Source organism: Qipengyuania sp. S6317L1 (genome assembly GCF_023015615.1).
Classification (GTDB): domain Bacteria; phylum Pseudomonadota; class Alphaproteobacteria; order Sphingomonadales; family Sphingomonadaceae; genus Erythrobacter.
Genome location: NZ_JALKAJ010000002.1, coordinates 1,050,443 through 1,071,884, shown reverse-complemented (window position 1 = coordinate 1,071,884; position 21,442 = coordinate 1,050,443). Strand labels below are relative to the sequence as shown.

The 21,442-nt window shown below is 59.4% G+C and carries 24 protein-coding genes; 13 read left to right on the top strand and 11 right to left on the bottom strand.

Annotated features, from left to right (window positions below):
• Positions 1-174: 174 nt before the first annotated feature.
• Together cutA and MWU38_RS06530 are read right to left on the bottom strand one after the other, a co-directional pair.
• Positions 175-492 carry a divalent-cation tolerance protein CutA gene (gene cutA / locus MWU38_RS06535; RefSeq protein WP_247271003.1) on the bottom strand — a complete coding sequence of 106 codons (318 nt, stop codon included), beginning with the start codon at positions 490-492 and terminating at the stop codon, positions 175-177.
• Entirely contained in the window at positions 489-1,538 is a 1,050-nt protein-coding gene (locus MWU38_RS06530) for a COX15/CtaA family protein (RefSeq protein ID WP_247271002.1), read from the bottom strand. The genes cutA and MWU38_RS06530 overlap by 4 nt, the downstream gene beginning before the upstream one ends.
• 130 nt (positions 1,539-1,668) lie before the next feature.
• On the opposite strand from MWU38_RS06530, the gene thiS reads away from it, so the two are divergent.
• From thiS to MWU38_RS06515, 3 genes are all read left to right on the top strand, one after another.
• Entirely contained in the window at positions 1,669-2,661 is a 993-nt protein-coding gene (gene thiS, locus MWU38_RS06525; protein ID WP_247271001.1) for a sulfur carrier protein ThiS, read from the top strand.
• Positions 2,662-2,775: 114 nt separating this feature from the next.
• On the top strand, positions 2,776-3,306 hold the full coding sequence (locus MWU38_RS06520; protein ID WP_247271000.1) for a hypothetical protein: 531 nt from the start codon (positions 2,776-2,778) through the stop codon (positions 3,304-3,306).
• Entirely contained in the window at positions 3,306-3,806 is a 501-nt protein-coding gene (locus MWU38_RS06515) for a hypothetical protein (RefSeq protein ID WP_247270999.1), read from the top strand. The genes MWU38_RS06520 and MWU38_RS06515 overlap by 1 nt, the downstream gene beginning before the upstream one ends.
• A 4-nt stretch (positions 3,807-3,810) precedes the next feature.
• Here the strand turns inward: MWU38_RS06515 and MWU38_RS06510 are convergent, their stop codons facing one another.
• Complete coding sequence (locus tag MWU38_RS06510; protein WP_247270998.1) at positions 3,811-4,254, bottom strand: Lrp/AsnC family transcriptional regulator; 444 nt, start codon at positions 4,252-4,254, stop codon at positions 3,811-3,813.
• Between the two features lie 106 nt (positions 4,255-4,360).
• On the opposite strand from MWU38_RS06510, the gene MWU38_RS06505 reads away from it, so the two are divergent.
• A complete protein-coding gene (locus MWU38_RS06505; RefSeq protein WP_247270997.1) occupies positions 4,361-5,557 on the top strand; it encodes an indoleamine 2,3-dioxygenase in 1,197 nt (398 codons plus the stop codon).
• 67 nt (positions 5,558-5,624) lie between these two features.
• On the opposite strand, the gene MWU38_RS06500 is transcribed toward MWU38_RS06505, so the two are convergent.
• The 4 genes from MWU38_RS06500 to MWU38_RS06485 form a co-directional block, all read right to left on the bottom strand.
• On the bottom strand, positions 5,625-6,053 hold the full coding sequence (locus tag MWU38_RS06500) for a hypothetical protein (protein ID WP_247270996.1): 429 nt from the start codon (positions 6,051-6,053) through the stop codon (positions 5,625-5,627).
• A gap of 15 nt (positions 6,054-6,068) precedes the next feature.
• Complete coding sequence (locus MWU38_RS06495; RefSeq protein ID WP_247270995.1) at positions 6,069-7,916, bottom strand: long-chain fatty acid--CoA ligase; 1,848 nt, start codon at positions 7,914-7,916, stop codon at positions 6,069-6,071.
• Between the two features lie 125 nt (positions 7,917-8,041).
• The gene (gene ggt / locus MWU38_RS06490) at positions 8,042-9,799 is read right to left on the bottom strand and encodes a gamma-glutamyltransferase (RefSeq protein WP_247270994.1); all 1,758 of its coding nucleotides are present in this window, start codon (positions 9,797-9,799) and stop codon (positions 8,042-8,044) included.
• 11 nt (positions 9,800-9,810) lie between these two features.
• Positions 9,811-10,878, bottom strand: a complete 1,068-nt coding sequence (locus tag MWU38_RS06485) for a quinone-dependent dihydroorotate dehydrogenase (protein WP_247270993.1) — start codon at positions 10,876-10,878, stop codon at positions 9,811-9,813.
• A 387-nt stretch (positions 10,879-11,265) separates the two neighbouring features.
• On the opposite strand from MWU38_RS06485, the gene MWU38_RS06480 reads away from it, so the two are divergent.
• From MWU38_RS06480 to MWU38_RS06445, 8 genes are all read left to right on the top strand, one after another.
• Positions 11,266-11,712 carry an SUF system Fe-S cluster assembly regulator gene (locus tag MWU38_RS06480; RefSeq protein WP_247270992.1) on the top strand — a complete coding sequence of 149 codons (447 nt, stop codon included), beginning with the start codon at positions 11,266-11,268 and terminating at the stop codon, positions 11,710-11,712.
• Positions 11,709-13,199, top strand: a complete 1,491-nt coding sequence (gene sufB, locus MWU38_RS06475) for a Fe-S cluster assembly protein SufB (RefSeq protein WP_247270991.1) — start codon at positions 11,709-11,711, stop codon at positions 13,197-13,199. The genes MWU38_RS06480 and sufB overlap by 4 nt, the downstream gene beginning before the upstream one ends.
• A 228-nt stretch (positions 13,200-13,427) precedes the next feature.
• Complete coding sequence (locus MWU38_RS06470) at positions 13,428-13,958, top strand: DUF559 domain-containing protein (protein WP_247270990.1); 531 nt, start codon at positions 13,428-13,430, stop codon at positions 13,956-13,958.
• Positions 13,945-14,709: a Fe-S cluster assembly ATPase SufC gene (gene sufC / locus MWU38_RS06465; protein ID WP_247270989.1), complete on the top strand. Its 765-nt coding sequence runs from the start codon at positions 13,945-13,947 to the stop codon at positions 14,707-14,709. Before MWU38_RS06470 ends, sufC begins: the two co-directional genes overlap by 14 nt.
• Positions 14,706-15,473, top strand: a complete 768-nt coding sequence (locus tag MWU38_RS06460; protein ID WP_247270988.1) for a SufD family Fe-S cluster assembly protein — start codon at positions 14,706-14,708, stop codon at positions 15,471-15,473. Before sufC ends, MWU38_RS06460 begins: the two co-directional genes overlap by 4 nt.
• Positions 15,470-16,711 (top strand): cysteine desulfurase, encoded by a 1,242-nt coding sequence (locus MWU38_RS06455; protein ID WP_247270987.1) that lies wholly within the window; start codon positions 15,470-15,472, stop codon positions 16,709-16,711. The genes MWU38_RS06460 and MWU38_RS06455 overlap by 4 nt, the downstream gene beginning before the upstream one ends.
• A gap of 1 nt (position 16,712) precedes the next feature.
• Positions 16,713-17,183 carry an SUF system Fe-S cluster assembly protein gene (locus MWU38_RS06450; RefSeq protein ID WP_247270986.1) on the top strand — a complete coding sequence of 157 codons (471 nt, stop codon included), beginning with the start codon at positions 16,713-16,715 and terminating at the stop codon, positions 17,181-17,183.
• Positions 17,183-17,545, top strand: coding sequence for an iron-sulfur cluster assembly accessory protein (locus MWU38_RS06445; protein ID WP_247270985.1), 363 nt, complete (start codon positions 17,183-17,185; stop codon positions 17,543-17,545). The genes MWU38_RS06450 and MWU38_RS06445 overlap by 1 nt, the downstream gene beginning before the upstream one ends.
• Before the next feature lie 35 nt (positions 17,546-17,580).
• Here MWU38_RS06445 and MWU38_RS06440 read toward each other — a convergent pair whose 3' ends face one another.
• The 3 genes from MWU38_RS06440 to MWU38_RS06430 all read right to left on the bottom strand — a co-directional run bounded on the left by MWU38_RS06440 (position 17,581) and on the right by MWU38_RS06430 (position 19,734).
• Complete coding sequence (locus MWU38_RS06440; protein WP_247270984.1) at positions 17,581-18,525, bottom strand: hypothetical protein; 945 nt, start codon at positions 18,523-18,525, stop codon at positions 17,581-17,583.
• A gap of 71 nt (positions 18,526-18,596) precedes the next feature.
• The gene (locus MWU38_RS06435; RefSeq protein WP_247270983.1) at positions 18,597-19,010 is read right to left on the bottom strand and encodes a hypothetical protein; all 414 of its coding nucleotides are present in this window, start codon (positions 19,008-19,010) and stop codon (positions 18,597-18,599) included.
• On the bottom strand, positions 19,003-19,734 hold the full coding sequence (locus tag MWU38_RS06430; RefSeq protein WP_247270982.1) for an EI24 domain-containing protein: 732 nt from the start codon (positions 19,732-19,734) through the stop codon (positions 19,003-19,005). Before MWU38_RS06430 ends, MWU38_RS06435 begins: the two co-directional genes overlap by 8 nt.
• Positions 19,735-19,869: 135 nt before the next feature.
• Between MWU38_RS06430 and MWU38_RS06425 the strand changes: the two genes are divergently transcribed.
• Positions 19,870-20,883 (top strand): adenosine kinase, encoded by a 1,014-nt coding sequence (locus tag MWU38_RS06425; RefSeq protein ID WP_247270981.1) that lies wholly within the window; start codon positions 19,870-19,872, stop codon positions 20,881-20,883.
• A 196-nt stretch (positions 20,884-21,079) separates the two neighbouring features.
• Here the strand turns inward: MWU38_RS06425 and MWU38_RS06420 are convergent, their stop codons facing one another.
• Positions 21,080-21,433, bottom strand: coding sequence for a hypothetical protein (locus MWU38_RS06420; RefSeq protein WP_247270980.1), 354 nt, complete (start codon positions 21,431-21,433; stop codon positions 21,080-21,082).
• Positions 21,434-21,442: the final 9 nt, after the last annotated feature.

The following is a 21,442-nucleotide window of genomic DNA, read 5'->3' as shown; positions in this document are numbered from 1 at the left end:
TCAAGGGTGTAACTGGTTTGTGGCCCGCAATTGGTTGCGAATCACGGGTGTGAACGGGTTTCAACGCCCGTCAGAGTGGGGCGCATTTGTCGCTTCGGGCTCTCAAAGTCAAGCAAATCTGCGGCTTTGCGAGGTGGTAAAATAATACCACACGGGCGCCGAAGGGGTCTTGGGCTAGTTCAACGTCTCGTTAAGCCACGCAAGCGTCCGCGGAGGTGTTTTATCAACTAACCAGCCCATGATGGCCGGTGTTTCATAGGGGTGAAGCTGGGCAAGGCGCGCGGTGAGAGCGTCCAGCTTATCGCCGGTGGTCTTGAACAGGACGCCGCATTCGGTCTCGCTCGAGACGACATCTTTCCAAGTGAATACCGATTCGATCGTGGGCATGATGTTGGCGCAGGCGATAAGCTTCTCGTCCAGCAGAGTGCCCGCGATTGCCCGCGCAGTGTCAGCATCGGGGAAGGGGCACCAGACAAGCGCTCCCTTGGTCATGCCGATGCCTTGCCGTCCGAATGCATCGCCCAAGCGACCGAGGCCACGAGAAGCGCTCCGGTCAATTGGTGTGCAGCTGCAACCCAGAGTTCCACCTCGGTCAGCACGGTGGTGATGCCAAGGATGACCATGACGCCAAAGGCACTGTGCACCGCGATCGAAGCCGCCCGGTCGGTCTTGCGCACGCGTCTTCCGAGCACGACCAGCGCGATCACGGCGACCCACGCCCACCAGCGGTGGAGCCAGTGGAGCAGATAGGGGTCATTGGTGAGCGTCGCGATGACACCGTTCGAGAGGTCGAATGTGGGGATCAGCTTCCCGTTCATCAGCGGCCAGTCATAGGCGGCGTGCCCGGCGTTAAGCCCCGCCACCCAAGCGCCAAGCAGCAGCTGGATGAAGAGTACGCCTGCAATGATCGCGGAAGGCATCGTCAGCTTAGCTACTGTCCCGCTGCGTAAGTCGCGCGCAGTCCACACGAGCCCCGCGAGGAGGAAAAGCGCGGTGAGCAGGTGTGCTGAAAGGCGATAGTGGCTGACATCGGTAAGGTCAGTGCCAACGCCCGAATTGACCATATACCAGCCAAGCGCCCCTTGCCCGCAGATCAGCGCGAACATGGCGAGGAGGCGCGGCTTGTAGCCTTGCACAATGGTCCCGCGCACCCAGAACCACACCATCGGCAACAGGAACGCGAGCCCGATCACCCGGCCTAGGATGCGGTGGAACCACTCCCAGAAATAGATGAACTTGAACTTGGCCAGATCCATTCCCGCTGGCCCGCTTTCTAACCTGTATTCGCCTGTTTGCTGATAGAGCGCATATTCGGCCTGCCACGCCGCATCGGTAAGCGGGGGGAGGATACCGGTGACCACGCTCCAGTGGGTGATCGACAGCCCGCTTTCGGTGAGCCGCGTGATCCCGCCAACCAGCACGATGAGCACGACCAGTGCTGCCACCGCCTCCAGCCAACGGGCAAGGGCAAGGGCAAGCGGGCGCACGGTGGTGCCGGAAGCTGCATCGGAGGCGTTCAATGGAGCGGTGCTGGCCATAATTGCGGGTGTAGATGTGCGCGAGATGCCCGACAAGCAAGTGCATTTGCGGAAATGAAGCAGCGCGTCTGGTGCAAGCTCCTATAAAGGGGCACTTGCGCAGGTGTGTGAGCCCTCTATTTGAAAGCGCATGACCAACACGATCTCCATTACCTTGAACGGCGAACCGCGCCAGACCTCAGCCACCACCATCGCTGCGCTGGTGCGCGAACTTGATCTGGCCCCGGAAAAGGTCGCGGTCGAGCGCAACCGCGAGATCGTGCCCCGCTCGACGCTGGAAGAGGCGCCGCTTGCCGACGGTGACACGCTTGAAATCGTGCATTTTGTCGGTGGTGGCGATCATGAACCTCTCGCGGCGGATACATGGGAAGTTGCCGGCCACACCTTCACCTCGCGCCTGATTGTTGGGACGGGCAAGTATAAGGACTTCGAGCAGAACGCCGCCGCTGTCGAGGCAAGCGGAGCAGAAATCGTCACTGTGGCGGTGCGCCGCGTGAACGTCACCGACCCCAAAGCGCCCATGCTCACCGATTTCATCGACCCCAAGAAGGTCACCTATCTCCCCAACACCGCGGGATGTTTCAACGCCGATGATGCCATCCGCACCCTGCGTCTGGCACGCGAGGCAGGGGGCTGGGACCTTGTGAAGCTCGAAGTGCTCGGCGAAGCGCGCACGCTCTATCCCAATATGAAAGAAACCCTTGAGGCGACCGAAGTGCTCGCCAAGGAAGGGTTCAAGCCGATGGTTTACTGCGTCGATGATCCCATTGCCGCCAAGCAATTGGAAGACGCAGGCGCTGTTGCGATCATGCCCTTGGGCGCGCCGATTGGTTCAGGGCTTGGTATCCAGAATCAGGTGACGATCCGCCTGATCGTCGAAGGCGCCTCGGTCCCCGTTCTGGTCGATGCAGGCGTTGGCACCGCCTCGGATGCGGCGGTCGGTATGGAGCTTGGCTGCGACGGCATTTTGATGAACACCGCCATTGCCGAGGCCAAAGACCCCATTCGCATGGCCCGCGCGATGAGGCTTGCCGTTGAAGGAGGGCGCGAGGCGTATCTTGCGGGCCGCATGGGACGGCGCAAATATGCTGATCCCTCAAGCCCACTTGCCGGGCTCATCTAGGCGCTCCCCTGATCTCACGCGCAATTTGGTGAGCGAATTGTAAATTCCTCGCTCTGGTTACTACGTATTAACCATAGTTGGGCACACCCGTCTCTTGAAGTCAGGAGACGACATATGACACTTGCCAGCACAGCCACTTTGACCATCGGCGAAATGCGCGAATTTGCCAGTTTCACAGCTGGCGAACAGCGCTATATCAAGCGCAGTCTCGATATTGGTCTTTCACGCTGTGACGCGTTCCGGCTCTGGGGGCGCAGCGAGGACGAGAATGTCGCGATCCGCCGGCAATATGTCGCGTATCAGGACTTGAAAGCCTTGCGCAATCTGGTCCCGCAGGACGGCACGATTGGCGAGATCGAGCGTTTCGTTAGCAAGTGCATCCGCATTGCTGCCTTTGACTTGGGGCAAGAGCGGCTTGAGAGCTTTTCCGCCTTCCGCTTTCTGTATGAGCGGCTGCTTGGTGCCCAGGTGCGCCCATATCTCCCGAGCGTTTTCTGCGCCGCTGCCGCCCTGCCGATCATCCGCCCCGATCACCGCAAAGTGCTGTTGCAATCCTTGAGCGAAGCGGCAGCCACGGCTCCTGCATGGTCAGATCGCCAGCCGAGCTTCCTGCCGGAATATGTCGAGGACGTTGAAGCGGCTTAATGAAGCAGGAAATACAATCAGTTTCCGCGCATCAGATCGCTCGCGCTGAGATAGATAGCTGGCGCGGCCGGTGCATGGACATTTATGCTAGAAGCGAGCGGGCTGTCTCAGAGGTGCTGCAAACGGCCCAAGAGTGTGGTCAATCTGTCAAACTAAGCGCGATGGCAGGACCCCGTCTCGCCGAAGTCCAGGGATTGGCCGAACGTCTGACGCAAACAGGCAAACAACGACAAGCAGCATCGAATGCGATCATTAGGTGGCGTGGTATCGAACCCAAGCGAGCCTATCTTGCACATGGTGAGCTTACCACGCTTCTTGATCGAGAGGATCGTTGGCACGCCCGACTGGATCTCACTCGGTTTAAGGCAAATAGACCGATAGAGGAAGTTTGGGTGATGGCTCACAACGAGGTAGAGGCATTCGAAGAGGAGCTACAAGAAAGCTTTGCCCAGCTCAAACAGCAGTTGGGCATGCTGCGTAAAGGTCTCTTGCTTACGTAAACGGCTAGGCCCGCAAATCTTTTGATGACCCAAGGCTGATGTGCGAGGTGATGCTCGCCACTTGCGGGAGCACGCCCAAGGTATCGGCATGGAACGCCTTGTAGCTCTCCAAGCTATCGACCTCGACACGCAGCAGATACTCGACCGCGCCGGTGATGTTATGGCATTCGCGCACTTCGTCAGCCGCTTCCATCGCTGCCTCAAACTCACGCGCGTCTTTTGAAAGGTGCGCCGAGAGGCCCACCATCACGAATACGGTGATTTCTACACCGAGCCGCGAGCGGTCGAGCACCGCCCGGTAGCCTTTGATAAGGCCGGAAGCTTCGAGCGTTTGAACACGCCGCAGACAGGCCGAGGGTGACAGGTTCACCCGTTCAGCAAGCTTGGCGTTCGTGATGCGGCCATTTGCCTCAAGCTCGTGCAATATTCTGCGGTCAAAATCATCCATCACCGCAGTATATTGACTGATTGGCGTGACTAGCAATGCACTTTGCAAGAAAACCCCGCACCAGACACGCTAGAATGGCCTCTGAAGAGAAAGGGGACTGTTCACCATGCTCGATACACCTTCGCCCGCCATCGCCATCCAACCGCTTTCTTATTACGACATGTCGCCTGAGCGCGGGTTTTTGAGCACCTTCGATGCGCAGAGTGTGAGCTTGCCCGGCCTTTGGGCTGAGGCAGCGCGGATTGCGATGCAGCTTCCCGATTTCTTGCCCACGGGCCGCGTGCGCGAGCTTCTTATGAGCCGTTTGCCTGAGCCGGGAGCATATTCTTGCACAGACGACCTTAGCGAAGTGCAGGCACGCATCGCGACGGTACATTTTGCCTTTATGGTGCAGGCTTACGTCTGGGGCGAAACGGAGCCGGGAGCGCTGCTCCCTGCGTGTTTGGCGGTTCCGATGGTGGCTCTCGCCGACCGTATGGATCAGCAGCCGCTGCTCACTTACAGCTCCTATGTCCTCGACAATTGGACCAAGATCGACGCGGATCGGCCGATTGCGCTCGACAATCTCAAGATGCTGCAAAACTTTCTCGCCGGGCAGGATGAGGCGTGGTTTGTGCTCGTTCATGTCGCGATTGAGGCGCGGGCGGGGCAGGTCTTGGCGAAGTTTGCCGATATCGTTGGCGCTGCTGACAATGAAGACGCGGAAACGGCGCGCTCGCTGCTGGAGCAAACTGCGGAAATCTGGGGCGATATTAACGCGCTGTTCGACCGTATGCCCGAGCGCTGCGACCCCTACGTATATTTTGAGCGCGTGCGCCCCTACATCCATGGTTGGAAGGACAATCCTGCGCTTCCTGATGGGGTGATTTACGAGGGCGTCGAGCGTTATAGCTCCAAAGCACAGGCGTTTCGCGGACAGACGGGGTCGCAAAGCTCGATCGTGCCGAGCATGGATGCGCTTTTGGGCGTGGGGCACGCCGCAGATCCTTTGCGCTCCTTCCTCGACCAGCTCCACGATTATCGCCCGCGCGGGCACCGCAAATTCATCGACGACGTGCGCGCCTCAAGCGGCCTTCGCGCCTTTACCAAGAAGGTCGGTTCGCGTGGACTAAACGCGGCCTACAACGCCAATGTGCAAGCGGTCGCCGACTTCCGCACGCGGCACCTCGAATATGCGGCGAGCTACATCAACAAGCAGGGCTTGAAGCACGCTGGCAACGACACAGAGGTCGGGACCGGCGGCACTCCGTTTATGCGCTATCTGAAAAAGCACCGGGACGAAACGAAGGCTAATCTGCTTTGAGGCTCTGAGCGTTGAGCGAGCTCACTGCCGGAGTATTTCGAGGACGTTGGATCGGTCTTTCAGATACTTAGCGTAGTACTTCGCGACGTGCTTCCTCGGTAATCTGTTCAACACGCTCGGCGGTTGGAAAGCGCAAAAAACTTTTGATCAGTGGATCAGCTTCGAGCGCGAGTGCTTCTCGACGCGCACTTTTCCATTCTTTCTCATCATTTAAGTTGAGATTAAAACGGCAAAATAGCGCGACGTATCTCGTGTCGATTGAGTCATCGTCAGGCAATTCATTCAGACACTGGAGAAATCTCGCTCTAGCCTCGAAATTCCTATCCTCTGCGAATAAAAATGCTGCATCGAAAGCCAACATGAAAGTGTGACCTTTCACGTGCTCAGCCAAAAAATGATCGAGGCGACGACGAAGTGACAACATGTTCCCATTTTTCCTGTCCCAAAGGATCATGGCTAATGCAAACCGAGCAGAAATGGTTTTGAAGACACTCACAACACTTTGCTTGGATTACCTCCGATACATCCCGTCAATCCGCTCCTGATAGCGATCACGGATCTTGTGGCGGCGGATCTTCATGCTCGGGGTCATCTCTTCGTTCTCGATGGTGAAGGCCTCGTCCGCAAAGGCGAAGCTCTTGACCTTTTCGACCACGGAAAGGTCCTTGTTTGTCCGGTCCACCGCCGCGCGCACAGCGTTCTTGAATGCGGGGAGGTCTTGCAGGGCTTTGAGGTCGAACTTCTCGTCATTCGCCCGCGCCCACTCAAGCGCCCATTCCGCATCGGGCACGATCAGGCCGACGACATAGGGCCGGTTGTCGCCGCTCACCATCGCCTGCGCGATTTCGGGCTGAAGGGTGAGCATCCCTTCAACCTTTTGCGGGGCAACATTGTCGCCCTTGTCGTTGACGATCATGTCCTTTTTGCGGTCGGTGATCTTGATCCGGCCCGCTTCGTCGATAAGGCCAATATCGCCTGTGTGCAGCCAGCCGTTCTGGATCGTGCGCGCGGTCTCGGCCTTGTTGCGCCAGTAGCCGTGCATGACGAGTTCGCCTGCACACAGGATCTCGCCATCATCAGCGATCTTGATATCGACGCCGCGCATGGGCGGCCCGACGGTATCCATCCTCAGACCGACCTTGGGCCGGTTGCAGCTGATGACCGGCCCGGCTTCCGTTTGGCCATAGCCTTGCAGCATGGTCAGACCCATCGCATCGAAAAAATTGCCAACTTCGGGATTGAGCGGCGCGCCGCCTGAAACCATCGCCTTCATCCGCCCGCCAAAGCGTTGGCGGATCTTCGGGCGAAGGGTTTTTTCGACCAGCAAATCCAGCGGCTTGTCACGCAGACGTTTTTTGCCACCGCGCGATTTTTCCGTAATCCGCAGCGCGTTATCCATCATGAAATTGGCAACTTTGCCCTGCTTTTCGACCTGCTTCATGATGCGGGTGCGCAAGACTTCGAAAAGGCGCGGGACAACGACCATGATGGTCGGGCGAGTGTCTTCAATGTTGGACGCAAGCTTCTCGAGCCCCTCGGCATAGAAAATCTCAGCGCCTACAGCGATGGGCAGATATTGCCCGCCGGTGTGTTCGTAAGCGTGGCTCAAAGGCAGGAAGGACAAAAAGCGTTCATCCTTGATGCCAAAGTCGGTGATGAGAATTTCGGCAGCGCCTGCCGCGTTGCACAAGATCGACCCGTGGTGCTGCATCACCCCGCGTGGCGCGCCGCCCGTGCCGCTCGTGTAGATGAGGCATGCGGTGTCATTGCGCCCGATTGTGGCGATCCGCGCTTCGACCGCCTTGCGCGCTTCTTGCGCGTCGCCAGAGGTCAGGTTGTCCCAATTGTGATATTCAAAGCTGCCCGATTGCTTGCGCTTGAGGTCGTCGATTCCGATGACAAAATCGGTGATGCCCGTGCGCCCGATTGCTCCGACCAGGGGGCCAAGCAGTTTCTCGTTAGAGACGATGACCGCCCGTGCGCCCGAGTTATCGAGGATATGCGCATGGTCACGTTCGGTGTTGGTCGTGTATGTCGGGACCGAGATGCAGCCTGCCGCCATGATCGCAAGATCCGCGATGCACCATTCGGGGCGGTTTTCCGAAACCAGTGCCACCCGGTCACCGGCGTTCAATCCAATGCGCCGCAGGCTTTCGGCAAGAAGGCATACAATGTCGGCCACCTCGGCCCAGCTTTGGGTGGTCCATTCACCATCGCTTTTACGGCCCAGGAAAGGCGCGCCACCTTTCTCATCTGCGCGTTTCAGGAAGAGCTCGACCAGATTGTTGGCGCTGTCCACGTCCTGAAGGATGGGATCGTCGCTTTCGTTGACGACTGGTGGCGGATAGGGGGCGTTCACTGGGGCTTGCTCCTCGGTTGCGCTCGCCCCTCGCAGTAATAGCGAAGTTCGGGCGAGTGCCTCTCTCGTTATTATTGCTTAAATTAGGCGATGATTATCCCAGCGGCAAGCCACTGACATATATGTCAGGGCGCGTTGACAGCGGATTCCGCCGCTGGTTCTTCGGCAGGCTCATAGAACAAGAGCGATGCCACACGCGGATCACCTGCCGCTTCCCAGCCCCCTTCGATCCGGCGCAGGGCGTTCGTCTTGCCACGCGGAGCAATAACGCGGATCTGTGCGTGTCCACGTGCCTTGAGATCATCGACCAGATCAGCGACTACGCTGCCTTCCTCTGTGATTGCGACCTCACCAAAAGACATAAGCAAAGGAAGGTTCAAGGCATCCTTGGCGCTCATGCCAAAATCAACCACGCCGATAATGGAGCGGGCAACCTGCACCGGGATAGTGGGGCCGCCAGCAGCGCCAATGACGAGCACAACCTCTCCGTTCTCGTCGAACACGATCGTCGGTGCCATGGAGGAACGCGGGCGCTTGCCCCCTTGGACGCGATTGGCAACGGGTTTGCCGTCCACCAGAGGGGTCATGCTGAAATCGGTAAGCTCGTTGTTGAGGTAAAAGCCGCCCCAGTGAAGGCCTGACCCCCAAGCGCCTTCGATGGTGGAGGTATAGCTGACCGCGTTACCCTTGGCATCGACCACGGCAAAGTGGGTGGTCCCGTTCTCCATCGGCTCATCACCGTCCGCACGGGCGAGTGGCGCTCCGGGCGGTGTTCCGGGCTTGGCTTCCTCAAGCGCCTTGTCGGGATCAAGCAGCGCGCTGCGGCTTGCGATGTAGGCTGGGTCGAGAAGGCCTGCGACCGGCACTTCGACAAAATCCTCATCACCGATGTAAAGTTCGCGGTCAGCGTAGGCGATGCGTTGAGACTCAAGGAACAGATGCCAGAACTCCGCGCTCTGGGGTCCCATTGCGGCCACATCGAAGCGTTCAAGCTGGCCCAGCATTTGCGCAACAGCAACGCCGCCAGACGACGGCGGACCCATGCCGCAAACCTTGTAAAGGCGGTAACGCGCGCAAGCCGGCGTGCGCTCCTTGGCTTGGTATGCCGTCACATCGCCTGCCGTAATCACGCCATCTTGCGGGGTTTCGCCTGCTACATAAGAGGCGAATGTGTCGGCGCTGTCTTGATAGAAGACGCCGATCCCGCCTGCGGCAATGCGTTCCATCGTGTCGGCCAGTTCAGGGACCTTCACAAGCGCGCCAACCGGTAGCGCCTCGCCGTCAGGGCCGAAGAAAATCTCGCGGGCCGCTTTGGTTTTGCCTGCGCGTTCCTGGCGCCCACTCAAGCTTGCGTGGAGCCGGCGGTTCACGACGAAACCATCGCGCGCCAGGGCAATCGCTGGCTCGAAGAGGTCCGCCCAGGCAAGCACACCGTATTTCTCATGCGCCTTTGCCGCCAGTGCGAGGTTGCCCGGGACACCGACACTAAGGCCCGATGTAACACGCAGTTCGCGCGGTAATGGCTCGCCCTTCTCATCGAGGAAACGTGTGCCTGTCGCAGCACTTGGCGCGGTTTCGCGGCCATCAAGCGTGGTCACGCCGTCCTCACCGGAACGCACCATAAAACCGCCCCCGCCGATGCCGGAGCTTTGCGGCTCTACCACCGTGAGTGCCAGCATCACCGCAATCGCCGCATCGGTGGCTGAACCGCCTTTTGCGAGGATCGCTTCGCCTGCCGCCGTTGCGCGCGGGTCTGCGCTGGTCACTGCGCCGCTATCGGGTGTGGCGACCGGGTCAGGAGTGCTGACAACGGTCTGGGCTGGCTGCGCGCATGCCGAAAGGAGAAGCGCGATAGGCGAAAGAGCAATCAGTGGCTTGAACATGGCCGCAAGAGCTATTCGCTTCCCACCGCCTCTGCAATGCTTGAGACGCCTTCACGCTCCATAATCTGCGCCAGCCCTTTGGCGATCTCCTCGCCCAGAGTGGGGCCGTGATAAACCATTGCGGAATAAAGCTGGATGAGGCTAGCGCCAGCTTTAATGCGTTCCCACGCGTGTTCGGCTGTCGCGATACCGCCAACGCCGATGAGCGCGATCTCGCCGCCTGTGGCCTTGCGAAAATCGCGCAGACGCTCAAGCGCCAGTGCCCGTAGAGGCTGCCCGGAAAGGCCGCCCACTTCGCCAGCATGACGCGAGGTCAGCCCATCGCGTGAAATGGTGGTGTTCGAGACGATCAGCGCGCCGAGGTGCTTGTCGGTGGCGATACGCGAAATCGCGTCGATATCGGCAGGTTCCAGATCGGGTGCGACCTTAAGGAAGATCGGCGGCAGATGGTCACCTGAAGCCTCGGCGCGGGCGGCAATCACCCCGTCGATCAGGGCTGACAAAGCACCCTCGTCCTGCAACGCGCGCAGACCCGGCGTGTTGGGGCTGGAGACATTGACTGCAAGGTAGCTTGCATAAGGTGTCATTACCCTCGCCATCTGGGCATAGTCGGCGATGCGGTCTTCAGAATCCTTGTTTGCCCCGATGTTAATGCCGACAATACCGCCGCGAGCCTTTCTTCCCTTGAGCCGGCTGAGTGCAGCATCGGCGCCAGCATTGTTGAAGCCCATGCGGTTGATGACGGCCTGATCTTCACTCAACCGGAAAAGGCGTGGACGCGGGTTGCCCGCTTGCGGGCGCGGGGTAATCGAACCAACCTCGGTAAAGCCAAAGCCGAGCGAGAGCAGGGCGTCCGGCACTTCAGCGTCCTTGTCAAACCCTGCTGCAACGCCAACTGGATTGGGAAACTTCAGGCCAGCGACTTCGACCGCGAGCTTTGGATCGGACGTGTTACCTGGGCGATGCGCGCCGTTGGGCACGGATTTGAGCGCCTTGATTGCAAGTTTGTGCCCGGTTTCGGGGTCGAGTGCGAAAATCGCCGGGCGTGCAAGGGCGAACAGCTTGAACGGATTGAGCATGGCCCGGCGCTAAGCCCCAAAATGCCTCAGATGTCGAGGACAATCCGACGGCGTTTGCCAATTGCCGCAGTCTGCCGAAAAGGAGGCGTGCAGAAAATTCAATGATGTCAGCTTGTCGCTTCGATACAATTCAACAGCGCCACAATCAGCTATCACGCTTCCGCGACCCGAAGGGCTCATCGCAGTAATGCAGAGAGTTCCTCGACTTCAAAGGGCGGTCTTACCTGGTAAGGCCGCCCCTTTTTTATCGCGTCTTCTTTTATGAGGCGGCCGGTTCTCATTTCAAACCTGCTAGCCCTTGAAATCAGACCGCGTCAGTCGTATTTCAAATCCGACAGAATCAGTCCGATTTAAGAACCACTCGCAATAAGGCCAAATTTTTCACTCATGCGTCTCTCCAACCTCACTGATTATGCCATCATCACGATGTGCCAGGCGGCTGCCCATTGCGGGGATGGCCGGGTGAGTGCGGCTGAACTGGCGCATGAATCGGGGCTGCCCGTGCCCACGGTGCAGCGGCTCGTATCGAAGCTGACCCGCGCGCATCTGCTGCGCTCGGTGCGCGGTGTGAACGGCGGCCTGCAATTGGGCCGTCCGGCGGCTGCGATCACCGTTGCCGACATCGTCGAAGCGGTCGAGGGCCCGATTGCGCTCACGGCTTGCGCCGATCATGGTGATTGCGATTACGAGGCCGGGTGCAACATGAAACCGCATTGGCCGCTTATCAATTCCAAGCTGCGCGGTGCATTGGCTGAAATCTCGCTTGCGGACCTTCGCCAGGAACCCGCAGCCGAGCCCTCTCAAACAAACTCACAAGAAGAGCTTACCGTATGACCGACAACGTCGATCTTCAGCCTGAAATCGATCAGGACGCCAAAGACGCAGCAGCTGCTGCGGCTGAGTACGAGCATGGCTGGTCCTCGGACATCGAGACCGAATTTGCGGAGAAGGGCCTCAACGAGGACACCGTTCGCTTTATCTCTGCCAAGAAGGGTGAGCCGGAATGGATGCTCGATTGGCGCCTCAAGGCGTTTCGCCTTTGGCAGGAAATGGAAGAGCCCGATTGGGCCAAGGTCGGCTATCCCAAAATCGACTATCAGGACGCTTATTATTACGCCGCGCCCAAGAAGAAGGAACAGCTCGAATCGCTCGACGAACTCGATCCTGAGATCAAGTCGGTCTATGACAAGCTGGGTATTCCCGTGGCCGAACAAGAGGTTCTGGCGGGAGTAAAGGGCGCGCGCAAGGTCGCGGTGGATGCCGTGTTTGACTCTGTCAGCGTCGCCACCACCTTCCGCGAAGAGCTCAAAAAAGCAGGCGTGATCTTCCTGTCGATCTCGGAAGCGATCAAGGAATACCCCGAGCTGGTCAAAAAGTGGCTTGGCCGGGTTGTGCCTACGCGCGACAATTACTTTGCCTGCCTCAACTCAGCCGTATTCTCCGATGGCACCTTCGTCTACATCCCAGAGGGCGTTCGCTGCCCGATGGAGCTCAGCACCTATTTCCGCATCAATGCCGAAAACACCGGCCAGTTTGAGCGCACTTTGATCGTTGCCGAGAAGGGCTCCTACGTCTCCTATCTCGAAGGCTGCACCGCCCCGATGCGCGATGAGAATCAGCTCCACGCAGCCGTCGTGGAATTGGTCGCGATGGAAGATGCGGAGATCAAATATTCGACCGTCCAGAACTGGTATCCCGGAGATAGCCAGGGCAAGGGCGGAATCTACAATTTCGTGACCAAGCGCGGACTTTGCCAGGGCGACCGCTCCAAGATCAGCTGGACGCAGGTTGAAACTGGCAGCGCGGTGACGTGGAAGTATCCCTCTTGCGTACTCAATGGCGAAGACAGCGTGGGCGAGTTCTACTCGGTCGCTGTCACCAACAATCACCAGCAGGCCGACACCGGCACCAAGATGATCCACAATGGCAAGGGCTCGCGCTCGACCATCATCTCCAAGGGGATCAGCGCTGGCAAGTCGAACAACACCTATCGCGGCCTCGTTCGCGTGGGGCCAAAGGCGGAAGGCGTGCGCAACTTCACCCAGTGCGACAGCCTGCTGCTCGGCGATGAATGCGGCGCGCACACCGTGCCCTATATCGAGGTGAAGAACCCCGGCGCTCAGATCGAGCACGAGGCGACCACCTCCAAAATCTCTGATGAGCAAATGTTCTACGCCATGCAACGCGGCCTCGACGAAGAGGAAGCGGTGGCGCTGATCGTCAACGGCTTTGCCAAGGATGTGCTGAAAGAGCTGCCTATGGAGTTTGCCGTTGAAGCGCAGAAGCTGCTGGCGATTTCCTTGGAGGGTTCCGTTGGATAGCCCCTTCTTCTTTGAATCAACGATCTATTGGTCAGAAGGTGACGAACGCGCTCACTTTGAATGGCTTGGGCGAATCTCATGTGTTGAAGAGGTGCGTGGTCAAGGAAACCGCATCTATCTTCGTATCAATGAGGCTGGCCTATCGGAGGCCGATCTACGAGAGCTTCATGCAGTCTATCGCCGGTTTGACGGTGATCGCACCCAGCTACCATCTTTGAAAGAAGCCGCATGACTGACCGCAAGACCCTAGGCCTTAAGGACACCTCCGACGCCGACGCCCCCGACCTCCCCAAAAAGGGCCGCGGGTGGAAGATTTCGGACAAGCGTCTCGATGCGCTCCACGACCGTGCGCGTGAGATGCGGCGGTTTGCTTCGCCTGCGAACAAGGCGCTCGCCAAGAAGTTCGCTGAGGCTGACCTTGGCCGCTACACGTTCAAACGCTTTGCCGTAGTGGGCTCGGCCATTGTCGACTTCAACTGCCACAACCTCGGTATGGCGATCATGATCGATGAAGAGGATCAGGACGAAACGCTGGCCAAGCGCCGCGATAAGAGCCTTGAGAGCGTGGGCATCCGCGTGATGCGCATCAAGGCGGTCGATATTCTCGATGATATGGACGCCGTGCTCCAGCGCATCACCGCTGGGATGCGTATGCGCATCGGCGACAGAAAAGACGCAGCCCGCGCCCACCGCGAGGCGAACCCCAACCAAGATTACTCCCGCCCAAACCGCAGGAAACCCGATAATGCTGAAGATTAAAGACCTCCACGCAACCGTTGGCGAGGCCGACCCCAAGCCGATCCTCAAGGGCCTCAGCCTCGAAGTTCAGGCAGGCGAAGTTCACGCGATCATGGGTCCAAATGGCGCCGGCAAATCGACGCTCGCCAATGTCCTTGGCGGAAAGCCCGGATATGACGTCACCAGCGGCAGTGTCGAGTTTGCAGGCGAAGACCTGTTCGATCTCGACCCGCATGAGCGCGCTGGTGCAGGCCTCTTCCTCGGTTTCCAATATCCGGTTGAAATCCCCGGTGTTTCCAACGTCCAGTTCCTGCGCGAAGCCTTGAATGCGCAGCGCAAATATCGCGGGGAAGAGCCCCTTTCGGGCGGTGAGTTCCTTAAGCTCGCTAAAGAGAAAGCGGCGCTCCTCAAAATGGACATGGAAATGCTCAAGCGGCAGGTGAATGTCGGCTTCTCCGGCGGTGAGAAGAAACGCGCTGAGATGGTCCAGATGGGCATTCTCGATCCCAAGTTCGCCGTGCTTGATGAGACCGATTCCGGCCTCGACATCGATGCGCTGCGCATCGTGGGCGAGGGCATCAACTCGATCATGCGCGATAGTGGCAAGGGTGTGCTCCTCATCACCCACTACCAACGCCTGCTTGACGTGGTGAAGCCCGACCGTGTGAGCATCCTCGCAGATGGCCGCATCGTCCAGACGGGCGGTCCTGACTTGGCGCTTCGCCTCGAAGATGAAGGCTACGACGCGGTCATGGCAGAGGCGCTCGCATGAGCGAGGCTGTAACCCTCCCCACCCGCCGCGATGAAGCATGGCGCTATGCCGATCCAGACTTTCTGGTCGAGAACAACGCTGCCGTCATCGGCCACTGGCGCACGCTCCAAGTGCCCGCTGGCGAAACGCGCGGCGAATACACCGTCCACCGCTCCGGCGCGACAAGCGAAGGCATGGTCGACCGTTTGCGCGTTCATGTCGGCAAGGGCGGATGTTTTGAGGCATTCAAGGTTATCACGGGGGGCAAATATGCCCGCGTTGAGCTTGAAGTGACGCTAGAAGAGGGCGCGCATTTTGAATTTGGCGGAGTGACGATTGGCGGCGATGCCAAGACGCAGGAATTCGTGACCCTCACCAAGCACGATCACCCGAACGCGACCTCCAACCAGACGGTCCGCGCAGTGCAATGGGGCAAGGCGACCGGCAGCTTCCTTGGCGAAATCAAGGTTGCGCGCCACGCGCAAAAGACCGACGCGGCGCAGGATTTCAAAGGCCTCCTCCTTGAGCCGGGGGCGAGCGCGAATGCCGTGCCACAGCTAGAAATCTTCGCAGACGATGTGAAATGCGCTCACGGTGCGACCGTTGGCCAGTTGGATGAAGCTGCACGCTTCTACATGGCTGCGCGGGGCCTTTCTCAAGAGCAAGCGCAACGCCTTTTGGTTCAGGCTTTTGTCGGCGATGCCTTTGTCGAGCTTGAGGACGAAAAAATGCGCGAAGAGTTGCTGTCGGCCACGCTAGAGGCACTGGAGAATGCTGCGCTGTGAACGCTCCTGCATCCCTTGATACTGGCTTGAACCGCGATTTGCGCGCTGATTTCCCCGGCCTCGTGACGGCTGATGGAAGGCCTTGGCATTATCTCGATACCGCTGCGACCGCGCAAAAGCCTCGCCAGGTCATTGAAGCGATGTCGCGCGCGCTCGGCGAGGATTACGCCACCGTGCACCGCGGCGTCTATTCACGCTCAGCCGATATGACGATGGCTTATGAAGCCGCGCGTCGGCGTGTCGCTGCACTCATTGGCGGCAACGAAGACGAGCTTGTGTTCACCCGCGGCGCGACCGAGGCGATCAACTTGGTTGCCAAGACTTGGGGCCGGGCAAACATCAAGTCCGGCGACCGCATTCTGCTCTCGCAATTGGAGCACCACTCCAATATCGTGCCGTGGCAGATGTTGGCGCAAGAGGTGGGCGCGCATATCGATGTGGTTCCGATCACCGATGACCACAGAATCGATCTGGATGCTGCCGAGGCCATGCTGACGGAGCAGCACAAGATCGTTGCTCTTGCCCACGTATCCAACGTCTTGGGCAGCGTCCTCGATGCCAAGCGTGCAGCCGATATGGCGCACAAGGTCGGCGCAAAATTGCTTCTCGACGGGTGTCAGGCGGTGGCGCATATGCCGGTTGATGTGTCGGCTTTGACTTGCGACTTCTACGTATTTTCCGCCCACAAGCTTTATGGCCCCACCGGCATCGGAGCACTTTGGGCGCGCGCTGAGATCCTCGCCGATATGCCCGCATGGGAAGGCGGCGGCGCAATGATCGACCGCGTGACCTTCGAGGGCACGACCTATGGTTCAGGCGTCCAGCGCTTTGAGGCGGGCACCCCTGCTATCACCGAGGCGATCGCCTTTGCAGCCGCAGCCGATTACGTTGCCGAGGTCGGACTCGGTGCGATGCACCAGGCGGAAAGCCAACTTGTCGAGCGCCTTCGCCGTGAACTCACTGCGATGAATGACGTGACCGTTTATGGCCCGGCGGACAGCGCAGGCATCGTCAGTTTCACCATCGACGACATCCACCCGCATGATCTGGGCACAATCCTCGATGAAGCGAACGTTGCCATTCGCGCCGGACACCATTGCGCCCAGCCGTTGATGGACTATCTCGGCGTGCCAGCCACCGCGCGGGCGAGCTTTGGTCTGTATTCGACTGAAGACGACGTCACCGCGCTGCTCGACGGCATTGCCCGCACCCGCAAGATCTTTGGAAAAGGCATATAGTATGACCACGCCAAACGACGCATCCACAAAGCCGCCACGCGCACGGGTGGAGGACGCCATCGACCCGGATGAGGCGACTACAGAAGCTGCTGCCGAAACGCCGCGCACGCGCGACTATCTGGAAGGGTTTCTTCATCAGAAGCCCGCGGAAACCGCGACCGGTGCGGGCGGAGATTTGCAGCAGGCAGTCATCGATGCGCTCAAGGAAATTTATGACCCTGAGATCCCGGTCAATATCTACGATCTGGGCCTCATCTATGGTGTCGAAGTCGATGACGAATGTGATGCGACCATCACCATGACGCTGACCACGCCGCATTGCCCCGTGGCCGAAACGATGCCGGGCGAGGTTGAACTGCGCGCCTCATCCGTGCCGGGCATTCGCGATGCCGAAGTTGATCTGGTCTGGGATCCGCCGTGGAGCCCGGAAAAGATGTCAGACGAAGCGCGGCTCGAATTGGGGATGCTGTGATGGTCGAAACAACTGCAAAAACACGCAAAATGCCGGCCGCAGTCACCCTGACCAAGGGTGCGGAAGATCGCATTGCGCATTTGATGAGCCAAGCGCCCGAAGATGCAATCGGGGTCAAGCTTTCGACCCCTCGCCGTGGTTGTTCGGGGCTTGCCTATTCGGTCGATTACGTCACCGAAGAAGCCAAGTTCGATGAGAAGATCGAGACACCGGGCGGCACATTCTACATCGACGGGGGGAGCGTGCTCTACCTCGTCGGTTCGATCATGGACTGGGTCGAGGACGATTTCACTGCTGGCTTCACCTTCGAGAACCCCAACGCCAAGGGCGCCTGCGGGTGCGGCGAAAGCTTTATGGTTTGATGGCCTGCACGTTCAGCCTTTGAGAAAAGAAGGCTTCAGCCTTCCTCGATAATCCGCGCGAGCAGGCGGCGCTCGAGATCGTCGATCTCGCCATCGGCCTCAATCATGGTATCGAGCCATTGCTGCTCGTAATCGGTGATCGCTTCGCCTTCTGCGGCCTGCTCTTCGAAGCTCGGTCCAGCGTCCTGTTTTTTGCCGAACACCTTGCCAAAGTGGTTGGCGGCTTGCGGAACTTCCTTGAATACCCGGCCCATGAAACGCCCGACATTGGCCTGATTATCAGCGACAAACGCCTCAAGCTCCTTGGCGCGGCCATGGTCAAGCTGGGCGTTCTGGAGCGCAAATCCCTTAAGGTAATTGCTCACCCCATCGAGGAACACTTCGTCCCATTCGGCCGCATTGCGCTCTGCCGTGGTCGCATCTTTAAGGCGGAATAGCATTTCCGCCTCGAACCGGCTGACGGCTGCGGGGCCATATCCGCCGGCTGCAAAAATCACACGGCGCAGGATCTTCGCTTCTGCTTCGGTGATATGCGCATCGCTCAGCTCACCGCCGCAGCGCGTGGGGCCTGTGCCTGTCAGAACCTCTTTTTCGACCTGTTCGATGACATAGTCTTTGAGAAGGCTCGGTACGTTTTCCGCGCGCTCGATGATGCGCACAAGTGTCTCAAGCTCGACCAAGCTTTCCATGACGCCGTCATGGTCGATCTGTTCGATCAGCCAGCGCGCCTCTGTTTCGTCGCACATGCGCTTTGGCTCGGTTCCGTTGAGAACATACTCGCCAATCGCCTCGACGAAGAAGTCGCACCATTCCTCACCGCGTTCATCAAGCGCGTTGTTGAGGGCGAACAGCGCCTCTGCCTCTTCGCGCACGATGATCCCGTCGCCCCAACCCTGTCGGCGAAGTGCGAGGACCTCTTCGGAACTGACCTTCCCGTCGGCGGCTGCGGATTGGGCAAGCTCGGTGAAATGCGTCGTCATTGTGGAATTACCCCTTTGATACGGGGATCAGCATTCGCACAATGTGCTTAAAACGAGGTTACCAACCCGATTTAGCGGTCACGACCGGTGCGCTCGACCTGCTCGATACACTTTGCACGATCGGTCGAAGCGCCCCCGACCCGTTGGCGCGCTTCGATATGGGTTGCAACGGGCGTAGCGTTGTCGCGCAAGGGATAAAGGAAGACGTCGAGCACGCATTCGTTCGATGAAAATTGAAGCTTGCGCGCGTCGCCTTCCGACAGATCAAGCCGGGCCTCGCCAAACCGCTGTGTAAGGGCATTTGCCCCTTGGCCGATGACGCTTTCAAGGCCACGTTCGTTCTGCACGACAGGCGCGCGAAACGTGCCGGCAGATGGTCCGGCAGCAGACGTCGGGTTTGTCGATATTGTGCGCGGGGCAGCGCCAGAGCTGCACGCCGAGACACACACCGCGCCAAGGGCAAGCAAGCCTAAGCCTTTACGCATTGTGCATCGTCTCCGCAGTTTCTCGCCGTGCACCATTTTGAATGGACCGGTGCACGAGATGGGTTCCTGCCGCTGCTCCTAGGATAGCGCCCAGAAAATTGGCAAGCGGGACGACCATAATTGCGGCGATAACTGCGCCCAGCATCACGCGCTGGACCTTGGGAACGGGGTTTGGTGCTGGCTTGAAATCGGGCGGTTCGCCGCAATGCCTGAGCCAGGCCATATCGGTGAGCTCGCGTCCCAACAGGATCGCATTGACGATCAGGAACACGATCGCCGGGCCAATCGCGGTGAACACCAGAACCAGCGCGAAGGGCGCGGCGAGCGCATTGTAAAGGAGCGCACGCCCTGCTCCGTTTAGCGAATTGGCAAGATCACGGCGAAAGGGAAGCTTTCGCGCGGTTCGAGCAGCTTGCGGATAGTGCCGCTCTTCGACGGCGATGACAATTTCATCGGCGAAGAATTGCAGCACCGCCAAGGCGACGACGCGAAACAGGAACCAGAAGGCGAGCCCTGTCACAAGCACAGCGGCCACAGCCCCTGCCAGACCCGACGCTTCGATCCCGCTCGTTGCAAAACCCGCTGTGAGGGCAAAATAGGCGCCCGCGCCCAGCACGAGGAATACCAGAAGGGTGATCAAGGCTGTCTTCACCAGCAACCGCGCCACCACCTTGTCGCCAAGCTGAGCAAGACCTTTCCCTAGCGCTGTCAAAACCGCGTTCATGGTCTCTTCTGTGCGTGCTTGAGCGCCGTTAGTCAAACCGCGCTGCCATTGCCAAAACACTTGGCCTGACCGGCGCATCGGGCTAGGCGCGTGGCCGATACAGTCTTCTCCCCAAATCCAATCAGGACACCCGCCTTGCTTACCACAGATCCCCGCTACGATGTTGTCGCCATCGGTAACGCTATCGTCGATATTATCGCCTCGTGCAAAGACGAGGACATCGAGGAGCTTGGCCTTAATCGCGGCGGGATGACACTGGTCGACCCGGCTGGCGCTGACCGGCTTTACGATGCGATGGGTCCTGCGACGGAAAAGTCGGGTGGCTCGGCTGCGAACACGCTTGCGGGGCTTGCCGCGCTCGATGTGCAATGCGCCTTCATCGGACAGGTCGCCGACGACCAGTTCGGCAAGGTTTTTGCCCACGATATGCGCGCAACCGGCATCGACTTTGACACCGCGCCGCGCGCTTCCGACGGCACGCCTGAGAACCCGCCTACGGGCCGCTGCCTCATCTTCGTGACGCCCGATGGCGAGCGGACCATGAACACCGACCTTGGCTCGAGCCAGTTTCTCCCCGCCACCGCTCTGGATGAAGACCTCATTGCAAGCGCCGCCATCCTCTATCTTGAGGGCTATCTGTGGGACCCCGAGGAACCGCGCAACGCCATGCGCCGCGCGATGGCCGTCGCGCGCGAGGCTGGTCGCAAGATTGCCTTCACCGCGTCGGAAAGCTTCGTCATCGACCGCCACGGCGATGATTTCCGTGCGATGATTGAAGAGGGGGTCATCGACATTCTCTTCGTTAATGAAAGCGAGCTTGCGACGCTTACGGGGGAAGAGGACTTCGACACCGGCTTCGACCAGGTCGCCGCCAACGTGCCCGTCCTCGTCGCCACCCGCAGCGCCAAGGGCGCGGTCGCAAGCGCCCATGGCGAGCGTGCGGTTGTTGCCGCGGCGCCCGTTGCCAAGGTTGTCGATACGACCGGTGCAGGCGACCAGTTTGCAGCGGGCTTCCTTGCCGGCTTTGCACGCGGGGAAAAGCTTGAGGTGTGCCTCAAACGCGGCGCAATCGCGGCGGCCGAAGTCATTGGTCATTACGGCCCGCGCCCCGAAACCGATATGAAGGCGCTGATGGAGAAAAGCCTGTAATTGCGGGCAGTTGAGCGATCCATGCGGGTCGCTTCTTCAGCAAGTACATGCGGTAGGGGGGTTTTGTTGAATAAGCCGCCCGCCCATCAGCAACCCGCGCCGATGGCATAACGCCGCCGCAATGGGCGAAAGCTTGGCAGATTGCGGGCTTGTAGGAAAGCTGCGGCGAGCAAGCCCCTTTCAACCCAGATCTTTCTCACTCCACGGGGATGTAATCCCGGCGCCGTAACGTGATCATATAGTCGGCGACCTCATCGACCTTTTCGCTCGTCAGATCGAAATCCATTTGCTCGGGGTAATTGTGCGCGTTTCTGAGCCAGGCCTTGATCGTTGCGCGCGTGACGCCGGGCCGGTTGGCGACCGCTTCGAAGCTGGGTGCGGTGGTGCTTGGCGACAGGAATGGCGGCTCGACCGAATGGCATCCCCCGCAGGCTGCCTCGACAAAGGCGGGCGGTTCCGGCGGTGGCGGCGCGGGCGTCGTCACGCAAGCAGACAGGGCGAGCGCCGCGCTGGCGGCGGCAGGGGCGAGCAGGGTGAGGCGATAGGTCATGCTCCCCTT

Bases quoted from the DNA above. Each gene is read 5' to 3' on its own strand.
- cutA (WP_247271003.1), bottom strand. From the start codon at position 492: ATGACCAAGGGAGCGCTTGTCTGGTGCCCCTTCCCCGATGCTGACACT.
- MWU38_RS06530 (WP_247271002.1), bottom strand. From the start codon at position 1,538: ATGGCCAGCACCGCTCCATTGAACGCCTCCGATGCAGCTTCCGGCACC.
- thiS (WP_247271001.1), top strand. From the start codon at position 1,669: ATGACCAACACGATCTCCATTACCTTGAACGGCGAACCGCGCCAGACC.
- MWU38_RS06520 (WP_247271000.1), top strand. From the start codon at position 2,776: ATGACACTTGCCAGCACAGCCACTTTGACCATCGGCGAAATGCGCGAA.
- MWU38_RS06515 (WP_247270999.1), top strand. From the start codon at position 3,306: ATGAAGCAGGAAATACAATCAGTTTCCGCGCATCAGATCGCTCGCGCT.
- MWU38_RS06510 (WP_247270998.1), bottom strand. From the start codon at position 4,254: ATGGATGATTTTGACCGCAGAATATTGCACGAGCTTGAGGCAAATGGC.
- MWU38_RS06505 (WP_247270997.1), top strand. From the start codon at position 4,361: ATGCTCGATACACCTTCGCCCGCCATCGCCATCCAACCGCTTTCTTAT.
- ggt (WP_247270994.1), bottom strand. From the start codon at position 9,799: ATGTTCAAGCCACTGATTGCTCTTTCGCCTATCGCGCTTCTCCTTTCG.
- MWU38_RS06485 (WP_247270993.1), bottom strand. From the start codon at position 10,878: ATGCTCAATCCGTTCAAGCTGTTCGCCCTTGCACGCCCGGCGATTTTC.
- MWU38_RS06480 (WP_247270992.1), top strand. From the start codon at position 11,266: ATGCGTCTCTCCAACCTCACTGATTATGCCATCATCACGATGTGCCAG.
- sufB (WP_247270991.1), top strand. From the start codon at position 11,709: ATGACCGACAACGTCGATCTTCAGCCTGAAATCGATCAGGACGCCAAA.
- MWU38_RS06470 (WP_247270990.1), top strand. From the start codon at position 13,428: ATGACTGACCGCAAGACCCTAGGCCTTAAGGACACCTCCGACGCCGAC.
- sufC (WP_247270989.1), top strand. From the start codon at position 13,945: ATGCTGAAGATTAAAGACCTCCACGCAACCGTTGGCGAGGCCGACCCC.
- MWU38_RS06460 (WP_247270988.1), top strand. From the start codon at position 14,706: ATGAGCGAGGCTGTAACCCTCCCCACCCGCCGCGATGAAGCATGGCGC.
- MWU38_RS06450 (WP_247270986.1), top strand. From the start codon at position 16,713: ATGACCACGCCAAACGACGCATCCACAAAGCCGCCACGCGCACGGGTG.
- MWU38_RS06445 (WP_247270985.1), top strand. From the start codon at position 17,183: ATGGTCGAAACAACTGCAAAAACACGCAAAATGCCGGCCGCAGTCACC.
- MWU38_RS06440 (WP_247270984.1), bottom strand. From the start codon at position 18,525: ATGACGACGCATTTCACCGAGCTTGCCCAATCCGCAGCCGCCGACGGG.
- MWU38_RS06435 (WP_247270983.1), bottom strand. From the start codon at position 19,010: ATGCGTAAAGGCTTAGGCTTGCTTGCCCTTGGCGCGGTGTGTGTCTCG.
- MWU38_RS06430 (WP_247270982.1), bottom strand. From the start codon at position 19,734: ATGAACGCGGTTTTGACAGCGCTAGGGAAAGGTCTTGCTCAGCTTGGC.
- MWU38_RS06420 (WP_247270980.1), bottom strand. From the start codon at position 21,433: ATGACCTATCGCCTCACCCTGCTCGCCCCTGCCGCCGCCAGCGCGGCG.